Origin of the sequence: Flavobacterium ginsenosidimutans (assembly GCF_003254625.1) — a bacterium.
Taxonomy (GTDB): Bacteria; Bacteroidota; Bacteroidia; order Flavobacteriales; family Flavobacteriaceae; genus Flavobacterium; species Flavobacterium ginsenosidimutans.
Window position 1 is genome coordinate 36,889 of record NZ_QJRJ01000070.1, and the last position, 16,271, is coordinate 53,159.

Sequence of the window (16,271 nt, forward strand, 5' to 3'; positions counted from 1 at the left end):
ATATAAAGAAAAATATTTCTATAATAATGAATGACAAGTCATTGCATTTGGCTGTTGCACGCCCATTAATTCTAAAATTGTTGGAGCGATATCGCCTAACACACCATCTTGAATGCTTTTCAGTTGTTTGTCAACCAAAATAATCGGCACTGGGTTTGTTGTGTGAGCCGTATTTGGAGAACCGTCAGGATTAATCATGGTTTCACAGTTTCCGTGATCAGCAATTACAATTGTAGTGTAATCGTTAGCAAGAGCAGCGTCGATAACTTTTTTCGCGCAAGCGTCAACCGCTTCACAAGCTTTAATTGCAGCTTCCATAATTCCAGTGTGTCCAACCATGTCTCCGTTTGCGAAGTTTAAACAAACGAAATCAACCTCACCTTTGTTCAATTCTGGAACAAGAGCATCTGCCAATTCGTAAGCGCTCATTTCTGGCTGTAAATCGTAAGTAGCCACTTTTGGAGAGTTTCTTAAGATTCTTGATTCACCTTCAAAAGGAGTTTCTCTACCTCCAGAGAAGAAGAAAGTTACGTGCGGATATTTCTCAGTTTCAGCAATTCTGATTTGTTTTTTGCCTGCTTTTTCTAAAACCTCACCAAGCGTTTCAGTGATATTATCTTTATTGTAAACCACTTTTACGTTTTGGTATGTTTCGTCGTAGTTTGTCAATGTTACATAATAAAGGTTTAGTTTATGCATGTTTTGCTCGTGGAAATCTTGCTGAGAAAGAGCTTCAGTAAGTTCACGTCCTCTGTCTGTTCTAAAGTTGAAGAAAATTACAACATCACCTTCAACAATTGTAGCAAGAGGTTTTGCATTTTCATCAACAATAACAACAGGTTCGATAAACTCATCTGTTACATCTTTTGCGTAGCTATCTAAAACACTTGCAACAGCATTTGTTGATGGAGTTCCAACGCCATTTACAACTAAATCGTAAGCTAATTTTACACGTTCCCAACGTTTGTCGCGGTCCATTGCATAATAGCGCCCGATAATAGAAGCAATTTTTACTGGAGTATCTTTAATATAATCCTCTAAATCGTGAATATATTTTCCTCCAGATTTTGGGTCAACGTCGCGTCCATCTGTAAAAGCGTGAATGTAAACCTGATCTAAACCATATTCTTGAGAAGCATCAATTAATCCGCGAAGGTGTGAAGTATGTGAGTGAACACCACCATCTGAAACTAATCCTAAAAAATGCACTTTTTTATTGTTTTCTTTAGCGTAAGTAAAAGCATCAATTAAAACTTGCTCTTTTGCTAAAGTTTTGTGTTCTACAGCTAAATTTATTTTCGCTAAATCTTGATATACAATTCTTCCTGCACCAAGATTCATGTGTCCAACTTCACTATTTCCCATTTGTCCTTCTGGCAAACCAACATTTAATCCGTCAGTTCTAAGTTGTGCGCTTGGGTAATTTTTGTATAGACTGTTTATAAAAGGAACATTTGCATTGTCTATTGCAGATACTTTAGGGTCAGGAGATTTTCCCCAACCATCTAAAATCATAAGGATAACTTTTTTGTTCATTACTTTTTGTTTTCTACAAAGATAAATCATTTCTAAAATAGGCAAGAAACGATTGTTACATTTATATTTAATAAAATGAAGAGAGATAAAAAATATTAATTTAATTGCAGAAGCCTTTATTTTTTAAAATTAATTCACGCTAAGCGCGCTTTCTGACTTTATTTTTGACAGCATTATAGTCAATAAAATATTTTACACTTATAGAAAATATGTGTTTTAAAGCATCATTATTTAAAAGTCCTGAAACATTGTGTCTGAAATCTTTATCAATAACTCTTTCAAAATTAGAAGCATTATTTCGATACAAAGCAGAAAGCTGACTTCCGGGTGCAAACCACCAAGAATAAGATAAATCGGCATTCCAAGAATAAAAACTTGAATTTTTATTATCAGTGTACTGCGGATAAGGGCTTAGATTTCCGTTTGGTTCTAATGATAAAATATCTTTATTATCGGCATAAGACCAATATTGACGAACTGCCAGATTTATAGTCATAGTGCTATTTATAGCATATTTGCCGCCTAAAGTATTGGAATAAGTAATAACGTTTCTATTGGCAAAAATGATTTCGTTTGGAGTCGATGAGTTGCTGTCGTCATCAATTTGATCGATGTAACCTTTGTTGTTGTTCTTTCTAAAATAACTAAAGAAATAAGTCAATAAAAGTTTGTCGCTAAAACGGTATCTTGGGCCAATATCAAAACCATAAGTAATTCTTTCAGATTCATCAAAGACATTAAATGTACCATTTAAATCAATCGCAAATTTATGATTATAGTTGGTAGAAATACTTCCCCAAGTTTCTATTCTTCTCGGAATCGCAACATATCTATTTTCGGCACGCGGTTCATAATAATCATAAGTTTCTAACGGATAAAAAGTAATTCCAGTTCCGTAATAATTGTTTTTTACCGTAGTTAAATTTAAATTCGCATTTATATTATTGTCTTGTAATTTTCCAGATTCTTTATTGAATTCGGTATACATATTATAGTTGATTCTAAAAGTGTTGAACTTTTTGGTCGGATTTAGAATTCTATAATTGGCATTTCCATAAAAATTATAATAATTGGTATAGAAATTAATTCCAAGATCATTTGGGTCAAAATCTTTCGTTACAAAATCAGAACCAATACTATATCTATAATTTCCACTGGTTTCGGCCAAACTTACTGTCGAATAAAAACCATTTTTATCTTGATAATCATTAATATGGCTGTATTTTACATTTCCAAATAAGCTATAAGTATTCGCTTTGGTGTTTAAATCCCATGCCAAACCAGTAACATTTGCATCTCTAGTATGACCATTTCGAGTCACATTGGTATTGATAAAAGTAACCGATGAGTTTTTGCGAAAACGCTGATCTAAAACTAAAACATTATAATTGGTAAGAGGCTCAACAATTACACGTCTCGTTTCTCCGTTTTCGTTATTTTTTATTGTAGCAAAAGTCTTTTCGGTTACAGCGTTTAAAATCCCAATTCCAAGACCATCTTTGGTTCTTCCTGATAATTTTAGAGCATTAACCAAATTTACAGCGGCTGGCAATTCGGTAATTTCTTCATTTTCATTTAGTGAAGGATCGATTGATGGAGCGCCACCAATTCTTCGGGAATAAAACATATTTCCTTTACTGAACAAATCTGTTCCTTCGGTAAAGAAAGCTCTGTTTTCGTTAAACTGCTGTTCAAAAGGACCAAGATTTAAAATCTGATCGTCATATTTTGTTTGTCCAAAGTCTGGAATTAAAATAGCATCAATTGTAAAAGCATCTGTTATACCATATTTAATATCCATTCCGCCTTTCATTGTTCCATATGTTTTTTGTCCTTCAGCAGCATTCAAATAGTAAGAAGCGTAAGGCATAAAAAACAATCGAGTAGGAGGTTTGATGTTTTCAATTCCTTCTAAAGTTCCCGTCTGTTGCGTAAAAGTTCCAATTTTTTGGTCGACAAAATTCCATGTATATTTAAAACGTTCACGCTTAATCTCCCTAAAGAAATTAATTCCCCAAGTTTGTTTGTTTTCAGCAGAAAAACGTAAAGCAGAATAAGGAATTTTCATTTCTACAATCCATCCGTTTTCTGCCAAAGCTGCTTTACTAATCCAAACAGCATCCCATGAATAATCTTCTCCGTTTGCATCGGTCATAATGCAATCTCCCTGAACATCGGCTGCAGAAACGTAAAACATAAAATCCTGCTGTCCGTCATTGAAACCGTTTATGAAAACACCAAAAAGATCTGCTGTTCCAAAATTATCACGCTGAGAAATTTCTTTTAAGATCTTAGAAGGTTCATCATCATACATCATCGCACCTATGTATATAGCGTCATTATTATATAAGACTTTAATTTCAGTACGTTTTTCGTTTGGAATTGCTTTTCCGTTATCTGGTTCAAGCATAACAAAATTGGTAGCAATTGGCACATTTTCCCATGCAGGTTCGTCTAATTTTCCATCAATAGAAATAGATTGCGAAGTTAATTGTGCCTGAAGTGATTTTTTCTGGCCATAACTCCACAAAGTGGATAATAGAAAACTGAAGAAAATGATTCTTTTCATTGATTTTTTATGCGAAATAGGTTTTTTTATAGAAATAATAGACTAAAATTTATTCTACTTGTTACACTTTTAGTTTCAAGATTTCCATTTTGTTCTGCTTTTTTTAAGAAAAATGGCTTAAATGTTATGAATTTAACTATAAGATAAAATCTTACAGAAAAAGCATATTTATGTTAATAATGTTAAAGTTTAAGCAAAAAAAGCCTGAAAATCAGGGATGTATTTTGCAAGGCGTGATTTTTTTATAATTTTGCGATACCCAAATTTTTTGTTTAACCTAAAGAAATTCAATGATTTACAAAATTTATCCGTTATTTGTGTTTTTGCTATTGTCTTTTGGAAAAGATTCGAAAAACACTGCTGATCTTAAAAAAAACGCCACTGTAAAGACGATTGCCAAAGTCGAAAAAGTTGCAGTTGATTCCAAAATCGAGAGCGTTTATAATTCATTAAATTCGAACAACTTTAAAATGCCTGAACTTAAAACTTTTTCGGAAGCTTTAAAGGGATTTTATTTGTTGAAAGAAAGAGGAGTGATCAAGAAAAATATCTTAACATTAATTGATTTTAGTTTGTCATCAAACACTAAACGTTTGTGGGTGATTGATTTAACTAGCAATACAATTTTGTTTAATTCGCTTGTAGCTCACGGAAGAAATACTGGAGAAGAATTTGCTTCAGCATTTTCAAATCTTAATTCATCATTTAAAAGCAGTTTAGGTTTTTATGCGACTGGTGAAATTTATCAAGGGAAACATGGCGCTTCTTTGCGTTTAGATGGTTTAGAAAACGGCGTAAATGACAATGCTCGCGAAAGAGGCGTTGTTATGCACGGCGCAGACTATGTATCTGAATCTTTCATTAGAGATCATAAAAGATTAGGCAGAAGCCAAGGCTGTCCTGCAGTTCCAGTTGAATTGACAAACGACATTATTCAATTGATAAAAGACAAATCGTGTTTATATATCTATCATCCATCAAGAAGTTTCTCGATGGAGGAAAGACTAATTTCGTAATTGGGCATATAAATCCGAATCTAGATTATAAATATCAGCTCTAAAAAGGAGCTGATTTTTTTTGCTCCATGCTGTCCAGTACCATTGATATAATGCATATTTTTTAGTGATTTTAAAACTCATCGTTTTCTTACTGGCAATAATAGTGTCAATTCTATCTTGAGGCCAGTTTCCATCAACATCCAAAATATGCTGTGCAAGTTCCAACGGATTTTCAACACGAACGCATCCAGAACTCATAGAACGATTGTTTCGTCCAAAAATATTACGGTGATTGGTGTCGTGCAAATAAACGCTATGATGGTTTGGGAACAAAATTTTCATTAAACCCAACGAATTATTATAGCCTGGACTTTGTACATAACGATAATTGTTTGGTTTATTTTCATTCCATTTAACTGGATCTACTTCGTTTCCAGATGTGTCATAAATGGTAATGTTCTTCTTAGCCAAATAACTTCGATTGCGTTTCATTGCCGGTACCACATCTTCTTTTAAAATTGTCGGAGGAACAGTCCAAGTCGGATTAAAAACGACTGTTTTTAAGAAAGAGGTAATAATAGGTGTTCTTCTTTTAATCGTTCCTACAACAACATTTCGAACCAAAGTAGTGTCTTGATTTTCAACTACATTTAAGCTGTAATCAGGGATGTTGATGATGAAATAATTTTCGGCCAATTCAGAAGGATACCATCTCCAGCGTTCCAAATTGGCAATAATTTGTTTTTTTCTACTTTCTTTAGAATAGTTCAAAGCGCTTATTGTTCCTGCTCCGATAACTCCATCTGCAGCTAAACCGTGCCTTTCCTGAAACCTTTTAACCGATTCAAAAGTTTTTTGGTCATAAATCTTAGTAAGACTATCTTTTCCAGTCATATCATTCCAATACAAAAGCCTTTTTTTAATGTTTATTAAAGCAGGATTGGTATCTTTTAAAACAATTTTATCAGCAGATTCAATGGTTTTTATATCATCATCTGGAAATGTATTGATGATTTCCAGCGCTTTTAGCAACTCTTTGTAAGTTTGTGTTTTCGGCTGAATATTTTCGACAATACTATCTAACTTGTCTCTGTTGAAAGCCTTAATCAAAACATTATTTACATCAAATGTCTTTTCATCCAAATCCCAATTGCTGTAAATTTTTTTAGGATCTAGTTTGCCTTTATATAAATGGCTTAAATATTTTTCGAAATTATAAGTAAGCAAAATATCATAAGTTGCTAAATCTTTATCGTTAAGCTTGCCAATTTTACTTTCAAATTTTTTCAGCTGAGAAGTTTTGTAATCTTCAGGTTCTAAGCCTAAGTTGCTTGAATTTTCTAATTGAGATAAAACGAATTTTCTTTTTTTAAGATTTCCCCAAACAGTTTGGTTTTCAGATGCGATATAAAATTCTTTTAAAGTTTCGCTCTTAAAAGTGCTTATTGTTGCAGTGTCTATTTCAACTTTTCTTTCATCAGTAAGTATAATTTCTGGCACCTTCTTTTTGGCAACAGGAATAGGTTTGGGAATGTCTTTTTTACAGCCCACAAGAATGCATATTACTACTATAGAGTAGAATTTTTTCATATTATAATTTTTTAAACATCAAATAATGTTCGCCAACATCTTTAATATCAAATGCTTCACCTTGGGGCTGGTAATTCATTTTTTGATAAAAGCCTACAGCGGCTGTTCTGGCGTTAAACCAAATCAAATCAACTTGATTATCATTGCAGTAGGTTTCGCAATGTCTAACTAAAGCTTCTCCAAATCCCTTTTTTTGATGCGTTTCTAAAACAGCCATCCCTCGAATTTGGGCTTGATTTTTTTCGGCAAATATAGTGTTGATTTTATCAAATAACGAAATAATTCCTATTAAATCTTCATTTTCAAATAATCCAAAATGATGAGTTGTTTCTAAATCATCGCCTTCAAATATGCAGCTTTCTATAGGTTTTCCTTTTCTTAAAACCGGTTGACGAACTGCATAAGTCTCTTTTGACGTAATTTCTTTAATTGTGATCATAATTTTTTTTAAAAATATTGCATTTATAACTTTTTAATTTTAAATAAGTTATAAATTAATGTTGTTTTTTATTAATTTTTTTTGCCGAAAAGCTTGTTTTTAACTGAACTTTCTTTCTATATTTGCACAACCAATGCGAAAGTAGCTCAGTTGGTAGAGCTCCAGCCTTCCAAGCTGGTTGTCGCGAGTTCGAGCCTCGTCTTTCGCTCTAGAAAACAAACTTTTTAGTTTTGTTTTTGTGAAAATAAAATTTTTAATTTTTATTTGTTTTTAAAATTAAAATTTTTAAATTTGCACCCGGTTAATGCGAAAGTAGCTCAGTTGGTAGAGCTCCAGCCTTCCAAGCTGGTTGTCGCGAGTTCGAGCCTCGTCTTTCGCTCTTCAAAAGCCTCAAACATTGTTTAAGGCTTTTTTGTTTTTATTCTAAAATGTAAATTCCAATTTAAAATATTGAAATTTTACTTTAAATCGCTCAAGTCGCTTTCTGTTTCTAATTCCAACGGATCTTGATTTTGTCTAAACAAACGAGCTTTCAAATCTCCTTTTAGGGTAATTTTTTCATCTTTAACTTCCAACCAGCTTCCTTCTCTTAAACCTAAAACCGGAATTGAATTGAATGCATGAAATTCTTTAATTCTAGTTTCGCGAGTTTCTCCCATGTGTTTAGATTGCAAATCAGCATCCAGATAATGTGGATTTAAATTGAAAGGAATTAATCCTAAAGTTTGAAAGCTTGGAGGATAAACAATAGGCATGTCGTTTGTAGTTTGTATTGACAAACCGCAAATATTACTTCCTGCGCTTGATCCTAAATAGGGAGTGCCGTTTTTTACAGTTTCAGAAAGCAACTGCATAACGTTGTTTTTGTAAAGCTGGGTTACTAGTAAAAATGTGTTTCCTCCGCCTGTAAAAATTCCTTCTGCATTTTTTACTGCGTCTTGCGGATTTTCAAATTCATGAATTCCCTTAACATCAATATTAATCGTTGCAAATGTTTCTGCTGCCTTTTGTGTATATTCATCGTGCGAAATTCCACTTGGACGTGCATAAGGAATAAATAGGATTGTTTTGCAGTTTTTAAAATGCGATTCTAAAGTAGGTAAAAGATATTCTAAATAGTTGCCTCCGTGTAATGTAGAAGTGCTTGCAATAATAACGCTTTTCATGATTTTTTTAACTCAAAATTTTGTTTGTTAAAGGTATTAAAAACTCTCTCTTTTGTCTAAAAATTTATCATTTTAATTAACATATTTTTACCAACTCGTTAATACTTAATTTGGATCATATTAGGATATTTTTACCCTTTTAAGGATATTTTTAATTTATTTCATTTTGTTTCAGAAAATTACTTGTTTTTTAATTGTTTTAGCGGGACAGACTTGCTTGTCTCAAACTCAGGATCGTGCTATTTTAAGTGGTAAAGTAGTTTCGAATACCTCAGATTTAGAAGGTGTTTATGTCATTAACGCACAAACGGAAGAGACTGTAACAACTGATGCTTCGGGATCTTTTTCGATTTTGGCAAAAGCAGATGATATCCTGGTTTTTTCTTCGATTAGTTTTAAGGAAAAAAGAATTTTGCTGAAATCTGAAGATTTTTCAAACCTTAATTTCATGGTAAATCTTAGTATGGTCATGTATCAATTGCAAGAAGTTGTGGTGAAAAAATATGATAATATTAATGCCGAAAAATTAGGGATAATTCCAGCTGGGCAAAAGAAATATAGTGCTGCAGAACGAAAATTGGAAACTGCAACGGCTCTTAATGCAACGGCTAATGGAGGTGGTATGGTTGGTGGTTCTATTTCTGCAGATCCTTTACTGAATTTCTTCTCAGGAAGAACGGCAATGCTTAAAAAAGAAGTTGCAGTCGAAAAGAAAGAGTTTTTTATGAGGCTGTTGGAGAATATGTTTAGTCTGGATCATTTTATTGACCGATTGAAAATTCCAGCAGAATATGTAAAAGGATTTGAGTATTATGCAATCGAAAATGAAAAATTTACTATTATTTTAAATTCAAAAAATAAAACTTCAACAGAATTTCTTTTAGGAGAACTGGCGGTGAAGTATAAAGAGATGCTTTCGGGTGAAAACAAGTAAAACCATATCAGCTGTTTTTTTTCTGTTTTTTGCTCAAAATAATTTTGGGCAAACAGAAGCTAAACGATTGTATGGTAGGGTGATGGAAATGTCTAATCCAGTTGAAGGTGTTAATATTGTTAACAGTATTACGGAAATTGCTGTAATTTCAGATGCAGAAGGTAATTTTGCTATTGATGTAAAAGAAGGTGAAGTTTTGCTTTTTTCTTCTGTAGGTTTGAATCCTGTTAAAAGAATAATTACATCTGATGATATGCATTCTGAGTCGCTGATGATTAAAATGAATGCAGAAGAAGTAGCGTTAAAAGAAGTCATTGTAAATGATAATACAGCTATCACTGCAGAAAATTTAGGAATTATTCCGCGAGGGCAAAAAAAATATACGCAGGCAGAAAGGCAATTGGCAACAGCTGGAGATTTCAAACCTGTCATGTTGCTTGGACTTTTGGGAGGTTCAATGCAACTTGATCCTCTGATAAATAAAATAAATGGGAGAACGAAGCGGTTAAAAGCAAATGTTGAAATCGAGAAAAAGGAAAAGAATTTTGAGAGATTAGGTTATTTGTTTGATGAGGTTTATTTTGTTGAGCGCTTAAGTATACCCAAAGAAAATATAAATGAATTTAAGTTTTATGCAGTTGAAAATGAAAGTTTCTGTGCAACTATGAATTCAAAAAATAAAACTTCAACAGAATTTCTTTTAGGGGAATTGGCTGTAAAGTATAAAGAAATAATTGCAGGTGAAAATAAGTAAAGTAATATCAATTATTGTTTTTTTGATTTTTGTTCAACTTAGTTTTGGACAAAAAAGCGACTACAAGCATTTAGTTGGAAAGGTTATGGAGCAATCCACTCCAATTGAAGGGGTGAATATTATTAATAACAACACTCAAGCAGCAACTGTTTCTGATTCTGATGGTGGCTTTTCAATTGCTGTAAAAGAAGGAGATGTTTTAGTTTTTTCTGCTGTAAACTTAGAACCAGTTAAACGAAGAATTGCTTTAGAAGATATTTCTCCAAATGTGCTGGTTGTTAAAATGACGGCAAAAGAAGTCGAATTAAAAGAAGTGGTTGTTAATGAAAATGCTAACATAACTGCAGAAAATTTAGGAATTATTCCGTACGGACAAAAAAAATATACGCCAGCAGAACGAAAAGTTTATACTGCAACTTCAACCTCTGTTGATAAGCTGTTAAATGCTATTTCGGGAAGAACTGCCATGTTGAAGAAAGAAGTAAATGTCGAGAAAAAGGAGGCTCTTTTTAGAAAGTTGGAATATCTTTTTGAAGAGAATTATTACACGCAAAGATTAAGAATTCCTGTTGATGATATAAAAGGATTTCAATTATTTTGTGTAGATGATGCTGATTTTGCTGTATCTTTGAATACTAAAAACAAAACAATGAGTATGTTTTTGATCACAGATTTAGCAAGAAAATATTTAACAATTCTCGAAAATGAAAAATAAATTAGGAGTACTCGTTGTCTGCTTATTTTGTCAAATTGTATTAGGACAAAACGGTTCAAGAAAGCCATTGCACGGTCAGGTTTTAAATGATTTTTTAGCCATAGAAAGTGGTTATGTAATGAATATTAATGCAAATGTCAGAACATTTATCGGTTCAGGCGGTTTATTTGATATCATGGCTCGGCCAAAAGATACTTTGCTGTTTTCTGGTTTAGCATTTCAATCAAAAAAAATTGTTTTAACGGAGAAAGACTGCGCTGAAATTTTGTTTAAAATAAAATTGGATTTAGTAAATAATCAGTTAAAAGAGGTTGTTGTTCAAAAAGAATTAAAAGTTAAGGCGCTGGGAGGCGGATCGCAAGGAATTGTAGATATGCAGTTTGAAGATGATAAACTGTCTTCTCCTGAAAATAAAGCAATGCTCTCAGATCAAACTATTAAATACGGAATGGACTTTGTTCGTATTTTTAAAGATGTCAAAAAACTGCTGAGCAAGAAAGAAGATGTGAAAGAAGAAGAAGTTACAGATATTGCTTTTGTAGAATATGCTAAAGACAATTTTACAAAAGATTTTTATACCAAAACATTGAATCTTAAAGACGATGAAATTGAATTGTTTTTAATGTACTGTTCAAATGATCCGCATTCAAAACTTTTGGTCGATCCTGATCAAAAATTTCAGTTAATAGATTTTATGGTTAACAAGAATAAAGAATTTAAGAAAGCTCCTGCTATTCAAAAATGAAAAATAAATTAATTTACTGTTTGCTGGCAGTTTTGTTTGTATTGTCTTCAGCATTTACTTTTCATAAATTTTATGTTGGGGTTTTTCAGGTCAATTATGCAGCGGAGAAAAAGATGCTACAAATTACTTCCCGCATTTTTATTGATGATTTGAATAATGCAATGGAGAAAAAGTATCACAAAAAAGCATTTGTGGGTACAAGCAAAGAAACTCCAGCAGATGTTGAATTATTGAAAAAATACTTGTCGGAACATTTTTTAATCAAAGTAAACGGACAGTCAAAAGCCATAACTTTTTTGTCTAAAGAAGTAGAGGCAGGTGACGTTTTGGTTTGTTACTCAAGAATTAAGGATATAGATAAATTTAAGACGCTTGAAATTTCGAATACTATTTTAGTGGATTGGAATGCAGAACAGCAAAACATTACACATATTTCAGCATTTGATACCAAAAGAAGCGTGCTTTTTACAGAATCTTCAAGGAAAGAATTGTTAAAGTATTAACGAATCCGCAAAATTAGTGTTTAAATTACTATTTTCACGCCCTGAGAAATTACCATTAGATTTTTATGAAAAAACTTTCATTATTATTACTTTTTCCTGCAATGTTAATCGCGCAGGAGAAAGCAGCAACCACGCCTACAAGACAGCAGGGAAAATACGATACCAATAAGTTTAGCCAGATGTATGATTTGCTGGCAACTCCAAATATGTTTCGTACAGCTTCTGGAGCACCAGGTCCAGCTTATTACCAACAACAAGCAGATTATAAAATTGATGTTGAATTGGATGATAAAAATTCAAGATTAAGCGGATCTGAAACGATTACTTATACTAATAATTCGCCAGATAGTTTAGAATATTTATGGGTACAATTGGATCAAAATCAGGCAAAAGCAAATACACAAACTTCATTAGCAGAAAGTGATAAAATTAGTCAGGTTTTGCCTCTTGAAGGATTTTCTTCTAAATATTTGAAAAAAGACTTAGAGCGTGGTTTTAATATTGAACAAGTAAAAGATGCTAAAGGAAATGCATTGTCTTATACGATCAACGAAACAATGATGCGTATTAACTTGACTTCGCCATTAAAACCAAAAGAGAAAATTTCTTTTTCAATCAAATGGTGGTATAATATCAATAATTACAGAAAAGAAGGCGGTCGTTCTGGATATGAATTATTTGAGAAAGACGGCAACAAATTATATGTAATTGCACAATTCTATCCAAGAATGGCGGTTTACAATGATGTTGAAGGATGGCAAAATATGCAGTTTTGGGGAAGCGGAGAGTTTGCTCTTCCTTTCGGAAACTTTGATGTAAATATTACAGTTCCTGCAGATCACGTAATTGATGCTACGGGAGAATTAATGAACAGAAGCGAAGTGTTTACGGCTGAACAAGTAAAAAGATACCAAGAGGCTCAAAAATCTTTTGATAAACCTGTTGTAATTGTAACACAAGCAGAAGCAGAAGCAGCAGAAAAAGGTTTCTCTGAAAAGAAAAAAACTTGGAAATTCAGTGCTAAGAATGTTCGTGACTTTGGAATTGCTTCTTCAAGAAAATTCATTTATGATGCAATGGCTGTGAAAATTGGAGATAGAACTGTTATGGCAGAATCTGTTTATCCAAAAGAATCAAATCCGCTTTGGGGTGAAACTTCTACAATGGTTGTAGCGCATACTTTAAAAAGTTATTCTGCTCATACTTTTGATTATCCTTACCCAAAAGCAGTTTCAGTTTCAGCTGAAGATCAAGGGATGGAATATCCAATGATTTGCTGGAATTATGGTCGTCCTGACGAAAATGGCGTAACAAGCAAAGAAGTTAAAAACGGAATGATTGGTGTAATTATCCACGAAGTTGGACATACTTTCTTTCCAATGATTGTAAACTCTGACGAGCGCCAGTGGACTTGGATGGACGAAGGTTTAAATTCATTCTTAGAATATTTAGCTGAACAAGAATTAGATTCAAATTTCCCTTCAAGAAGAGGACCAGCAAAAAATATTGTTCCTTACATGAGCGGTGACCAAAAGTTTTTAGAGCCGATTATGTCGAATTCAGAAACGATTCACCAGTTTGGAAATAATGCTTACGGGAAACCAGCTACAGGTCTTAATATTTTAAGAGAAGTGGTTATGGGAAGAGAATTATTCGACCATGCATTTAGAACTTATGCAAACAGATGGAAGTTTAAGCATCCAACCCCAGAAGATTTTTTTAGAACAATGGAAGATGCTTCGGCAGTAGATTTAGATTGGTTTTGGAGAGGTTGGTTCTACTCAACAGATTTCGTAGATATCGGAATTAAAGATGTAAAACAATATTATGTTTCAGAAACGCCAACTGCAGATATTAAAGATATCAAAGTTAGAAAAGGACGTTTTGGATATGAAAAAGGACCTTTCGTTTACTTGGTTTCTGGAGATAATGCAGAAGTAAGTGATTCTAAGAAAAAAGCCTTAAAAGTAGAAGAATTTAAAACTTTGGCAGATTACGTAGATCAGACTTTTACTGCTGAAGAAAAAGCTTCTATTAAATCTCCTAAATACTTTTACGAGGTAGAATTTAATAAGCCAGGCGGAATGATTATGCCTATTTTAGTTGAGATCACTTATGAAGATGGTTCTAAAGACAATTACAAATATCCAGCACAAATCTGGAGAAAAAGTAATGATACGGCTAGAAAAGTTTATGCTACTACAAAAGCAATTAAGAGTATTCAGATAGATCCTCAATTGATGACGGCAGATATTGATGTAACCAATAACTCTTGGCCAAAAGTAGAAACAAAGTCAAAATTTGACTAAGAAAATACAAAATGAATAAAAAGTTCATCAGGTTTGTAAAAGCTTGATGAACTTTTTTCTTTTTATAAATGCATTTTAAAGGACTTTTTAAGTTAATTTTAAAACTCTAACCTGAAAAGTTTAATATCTTTGCGACAACAAAAATAAAAGTTATGTTTGGTATAGGAGGAGGAGAATTAGTTTTCATACTGTTTATAGTACTAATGCTTTTTGGTTCTGATAAAGTGCCAGAAATTGCTCGTACAATGGGTAAAGCTATGGCTCAATTAAAAAATGCAACTAATGATATTAAAAGTGAAATTCAGAAAGGAGCAGAGGCTAATGGTCTTGATGCGAAGTCTTTGAATGATCTTACAGGAAATATCAATGCAGAAATTAATAATGCAAAATCTAATTTACTTGGAGATACAGGAAATCTTTTAGGAGATACAGCTACTGAAATCGAAAAAGTAAAAGAAGATATTGACACACTCTCTGGACCTATTAAACGCCAAATGTAATGCTTGAAAAAATACAGGAATTAGATAAAGATCTTTTAATCTTTCTTAACGGATTAGGTTCTGAAACATACGATAAATTATGGCTTATTATTACCAATCAGTTGTATTGGACGCCATTTTTCTTATTTCTATTCTATCTTATTTATAAAAAAATAGGAGGAAAACAAACCCTGTATTTATTGCTTTTTATAGCAATTTTAATTGCTTTTACAGACCAGACTTGTAACTTATTCAAACATACTTTCCAGCGTTTACGTCCGTGTAATGATCCTGAAGTAAACACAATTATCCGAGTGGTTCAAGTTAGGCAATCATATAGCTTTTTCTCTGGACACGCAGCAAATACAATGGCGGTTGCGACTTTCTTATTTCTTATTTTAAAGCGTTATTTCAAATATTTTGGATTCATATTTCTTTGGCCTTTAATATTTGCTTACAGCCGAATTTATTTAGGATTACACTATCCAGGTGATATTCTTACTGGATATTTCTTTGGAGCTCTTTTCGGATTTTTACTTTATTTAGTTTATAGAAAATTGAAACCACAGTATTTTCCAGGATAGTTATTTTTAAGATACTAAGGTTCTGAGATACTAAGATACTAAGGATTATATATCAATTGCCTCCAGTTTTAGCTGGAGGTTTTTTTTAGCCCTAAAAGAAAAAACTTAGAATCTTAGTATCTGAGAACCTTAGTAACTTTAAGAAAACTAATTCAAGATCGTTTTTTCGCTCCATTCTAAACCATTTGGGAGTTGTTGTCTGCTAAATTCAATATGGATAACTCTTCTGCGTTCGTTATTTGTGGTTTTGTTTGATGCATGAAATAATAAAGGTTTCATAATCATAATACCACCTTTTTCGACTTCACAAATTGTTTCTTTTTCAGTTTCAAAATCTAGATTCTCAATTCTTAAAATTCCTTTTGAATGTGAATTATGGATCACTTTTAAAGCACCATTCTCTTTAGTGGTTTTGTCAATATGAATTCTGATTGTAAAATTGTTTTCTAAAATTTCTGTTGGTGGCTGAACCGCAAATTGATTTTGTTTTACAGTCCAATTTTCAAAATTTTCCGCTTCAATTTTTTGATCAACAGAAATCGTTAAATCCTGATGATAAGCCACAAACCAATTAGATTTTTCAGGTTTATCAAAATAAATTGATTTAGTTATGAAAAAGCCTTCGCCAAAAATAGATTCAATAATATCTTGTAAGTTTTTATTAAAAATAAGCGGAAGAGTTTCGGGAACTTCTTTATGAAATTGTCTTATAGCAAATAAATCTTGAGACTTTCTAAAAGTGTCATTTTCTTGATTATCTGCAGTTTTGTTTTCAATTAATGAAATTATATTTTCAATTTCGTTTTCTGAAAAAACATTATTTATGATTGAAAAACCTTCAGAGTTTATTTCTGCGCTATAATTCATCTTTAATCGTTGTTGAATTGCCTCCAGTTTTAGCTGGGGATAACTAAATAGTATTTAAGAAACTTAGAACCTCAGTATCTCAG

General features: G+C 32.5%; 15 protein-coding genes and 2 tRNA genes. 11 read left to right on the forward strand and 6 right to left on the reverse strand.

Going from position 1 to position 16,271, the window contains the following annotated elements; all coding sequences use genetic code 11:
- Window positions 1-18: 18 nt before the first annotated feature.
- Both gpmI and DM444_RS04980 read right to left on the reverse strand, forming a co-directional pair.
- The gene (gene gpmI / locus DM444_RS04975; RefSeq protein ID WP_111284598.1) at window positions 19-1,536 is read right to left on the reverse strand and encodes a 2,3-bisphosphoglycerate-independent phosphoglycerate mutase; all 1,518 of its coding nucleotides are present in this window, start codon (window positions 1,534-1,536) and stop codon (window positions 19-21) included.
- Window positions 1,537-1,675: 139 nt separating this feature from the next.
- Window positions 1,676-4,105: a DUF5916 domain-containing protein gene (locus tag DM444_RS04980; protein WP_111284600.1), complete on the reverse strand. Its 2,430-nt coding sequence runs from the start codon at window positions 4,103-4,105 to the stop codon at window positions 1,676-1,678.
- Window positions 4,106-4,395: 290 nt separating this feature from the next.
- Between DM444_RS04980 and DM444_RS04985 the strand changes: the two genes are divergently transcribed.
- Window positions 4,396-5,121 carry a murein L,D-transpeptidase catalytic domain family protein gene (locus tag DM444_RS04985; protein ID WP_111284602.1) on the forward strand — a complete coding sequence of 242 codons (726 nt, stop codon included), beginning with the start codon at window positions 4,396-4,398 and terminating at the stop codon, window positions 5,119-5,121.
- On the opposite strand, the gene DM444_RS04990 is transcribed toward DM444_RS04985, so the two are convergent.
- Complete coding sequence (locus DM444_RS04990; RefSeq protein WP_111284604.1) at window positions 5,110-6,693, reverse strand: L,D-transpeptidase family protein; 1,584 nt, start codon at window positions 6,691-6,693, stop codon at window positions 5,110-5,112. The two genes, DM444_RS04985 and DM444_RS04990, sit on opposite strands and share 12 nt — an antisense overlap.
- Window position 6,694: 1 nt before the next feature.
- Window positions 6,695-7,132, reverse strand: a complete 438-nt coding sequence (locus DM444_RS04995) for a GNAT family N-acetyltransferase (protein ID WP_111284606.1) — start codon at window positions 7,130-7,132, stop codon at window positions 6,695-6,697.
- Window positions 7,133-7,267: 135 nt separating this feature from the next.
- On the opposite strand from DM444_RS04995, the gene DM444_RS05000 reads away from it, so the two are divergent.
- Together DM444_RS05000 and DM444_RS05005 are read left to right on the forward strand one after the other, a co-directional pair.
- A tRNA-Gly gene (locus tag DM444_RS05000) sits at window positions 7,268-7,340 on the forward strand.
- A 98-nt stretch (window positions 7,341-7,438) separates the two neighbouring features.
- A tRNA-Gly gene (locus DM444_RS05005) sits at window positions 7,439-7,511 on the forward strand.
- Between the two features lie 79 nt (window positions 7,512-7,590).
- Here DM444_RS05005 and pepE read toward each other — a convergent pair.
- Complete coding sequence (pepE, locus tag DM444_RS05010) at window positions 7,591-8,298, reverse strand: dipeptidase PepE (protein WP_111284608.1); 708 nt, start codon at window positions 8,296-8,298, stop codon at window positions 7,591-7,593.
- 166 nt (window positions 8,299-8,464) lie between these two features.
- Between pepE and DM444_RS05015 the strand changes: the two genes are divergently transcribed.
- The 8 genes from DM444_RS05015 (at window position 8,465) to DM444_RS05050 (ending at window position 15,321) form a co-directional block, all read left to right on the forward strand.
- Window positions 8,465-9,232: a carboxypeptidase-like regulatory domain-containing protein gene (locus DM444_RS05015; protein ID WP_111284610.1), complete on the forward strand. Its 768-nt coding sequence runs from the start codon at window positions 8,465-8,467 to the stop codon at window positions 9,230-9,232.
- Window positions 9,219-9,986 carry a carboxypeptidase-like regulatory domain-containing protein gene (locus DM444_RS05020; RefSeq protein WP_239455587.1) on the forward strand — a complete coding sequence of 256 codons (768 nt, stop codon included), beginning with the start codon at window positions 9,219-9,221 and terminating at the stop codon, window positions 9,984-9,986. Before DM444_RS05015 ends, DM444_RS05020 begins: the two co-directional genes overlap by 14 nt.
- Window positions 9,987-10,071: 85 nt before the next feature.
- The gene (locus DM444_RS05025; RefSeq protein WP_239455589.1) at window positions 10,072-10,701 is read left to right on the forward strand and encodes a carboxypeptidase-like regulatory domain-containing protein; all 630 of its coding nucleotides are present in this window, start codon (window positions 10,072-10,074) and stop codon (window positions 10,699-10,701) included.
- The gene (locus DM444_RS05030; RefSeq protein ID WP_111284614.1) at window positions 10,691-11,446 is read left to right on the forward strand and encodes a hypothetical protein; all 756 of its coding nucleotides are present in this window, start codon (window positions 10,691-10,693) and stop codon (window positions 11,444-11,446) included. Before DM444_RS05025 ends, DM444_RS05030 begins: the two co-directional genes overlap by 11 nt.
- Window positions 11,443-11,949, forward strand: a complete 507-nt coding sequence (locus DM444_RS05035) for a DUF6702 family protein (protein ID WP_111284616.1) — start codon at window positions 11,443-11,445, stop codon at window positions 11,947-11,949. The genes DM444_RS05030 and DM444_RS05035 overlap by 4 nt, the downstream gene beginning before the upstream one ends.
- 65 nt (window positions 11,950-12,014) lie before the next feature.
- On the forward strand, window positions 12,015-14,258 hold the full coding sequence (locus DM444_RS05040; protein WP_111284618.1) for a M1 family metallopeptidase: 2,244 nt from the start codon (window positions 12,015-12,017) through the stop codon (window positions 14,256-14,258).
- A gap of 152 nt (window positions 14,259-14,410) precedes the next feature.
- The gene (locus DM444_RS05045; RefSeq protein ID WP_111284620.1) at window positions 14,411-14,758 is read left to right on the forward strand and encodes a Sec-independent protein translocase subunit TatA/TatB; all 348 of its coding nucleotides are present in this window, start codon (window positions 14,411-14,413) and stop codon (window positions 14,756-14,758) included.
- The gene (locus DM444_RS05050) at window positions 14,758-15,321 is read left to right on the forward strand and encodes a phosphatase PAP2 family protein (RefSeq protein WP_111284622.1); all 564 of its coding nucleotides are present in this window, start codon (window positions 14,758-14,760) and stop codon (window positions 15,319-15,321) included. The genes DM444_RS05045 and DM444_RS05050 overlap by 1 nt, the downstream gene beginning before the upstream one ends.
- Before the next feature lie 147 nt (window positions 15,322-15,468).
- On the opposite strand, the gene DM444_RS05055 is transcribed toward DM444_RS05050, so the two are convergent.
- Window positions 15,469-16,188, reverse strand: a complete 720-nt coding sequence (locus DM444_RS05055; RefSeq protein WP_111284624.1) for a phytanoyl-CoA dioxygenase family protein — start codon at window positions 16,186-16,188, stop codon at window positions 15,469-15,471.
- Between the last annotated feature and the right edge of the window lie 83 nt (window positions 16,189-16,271).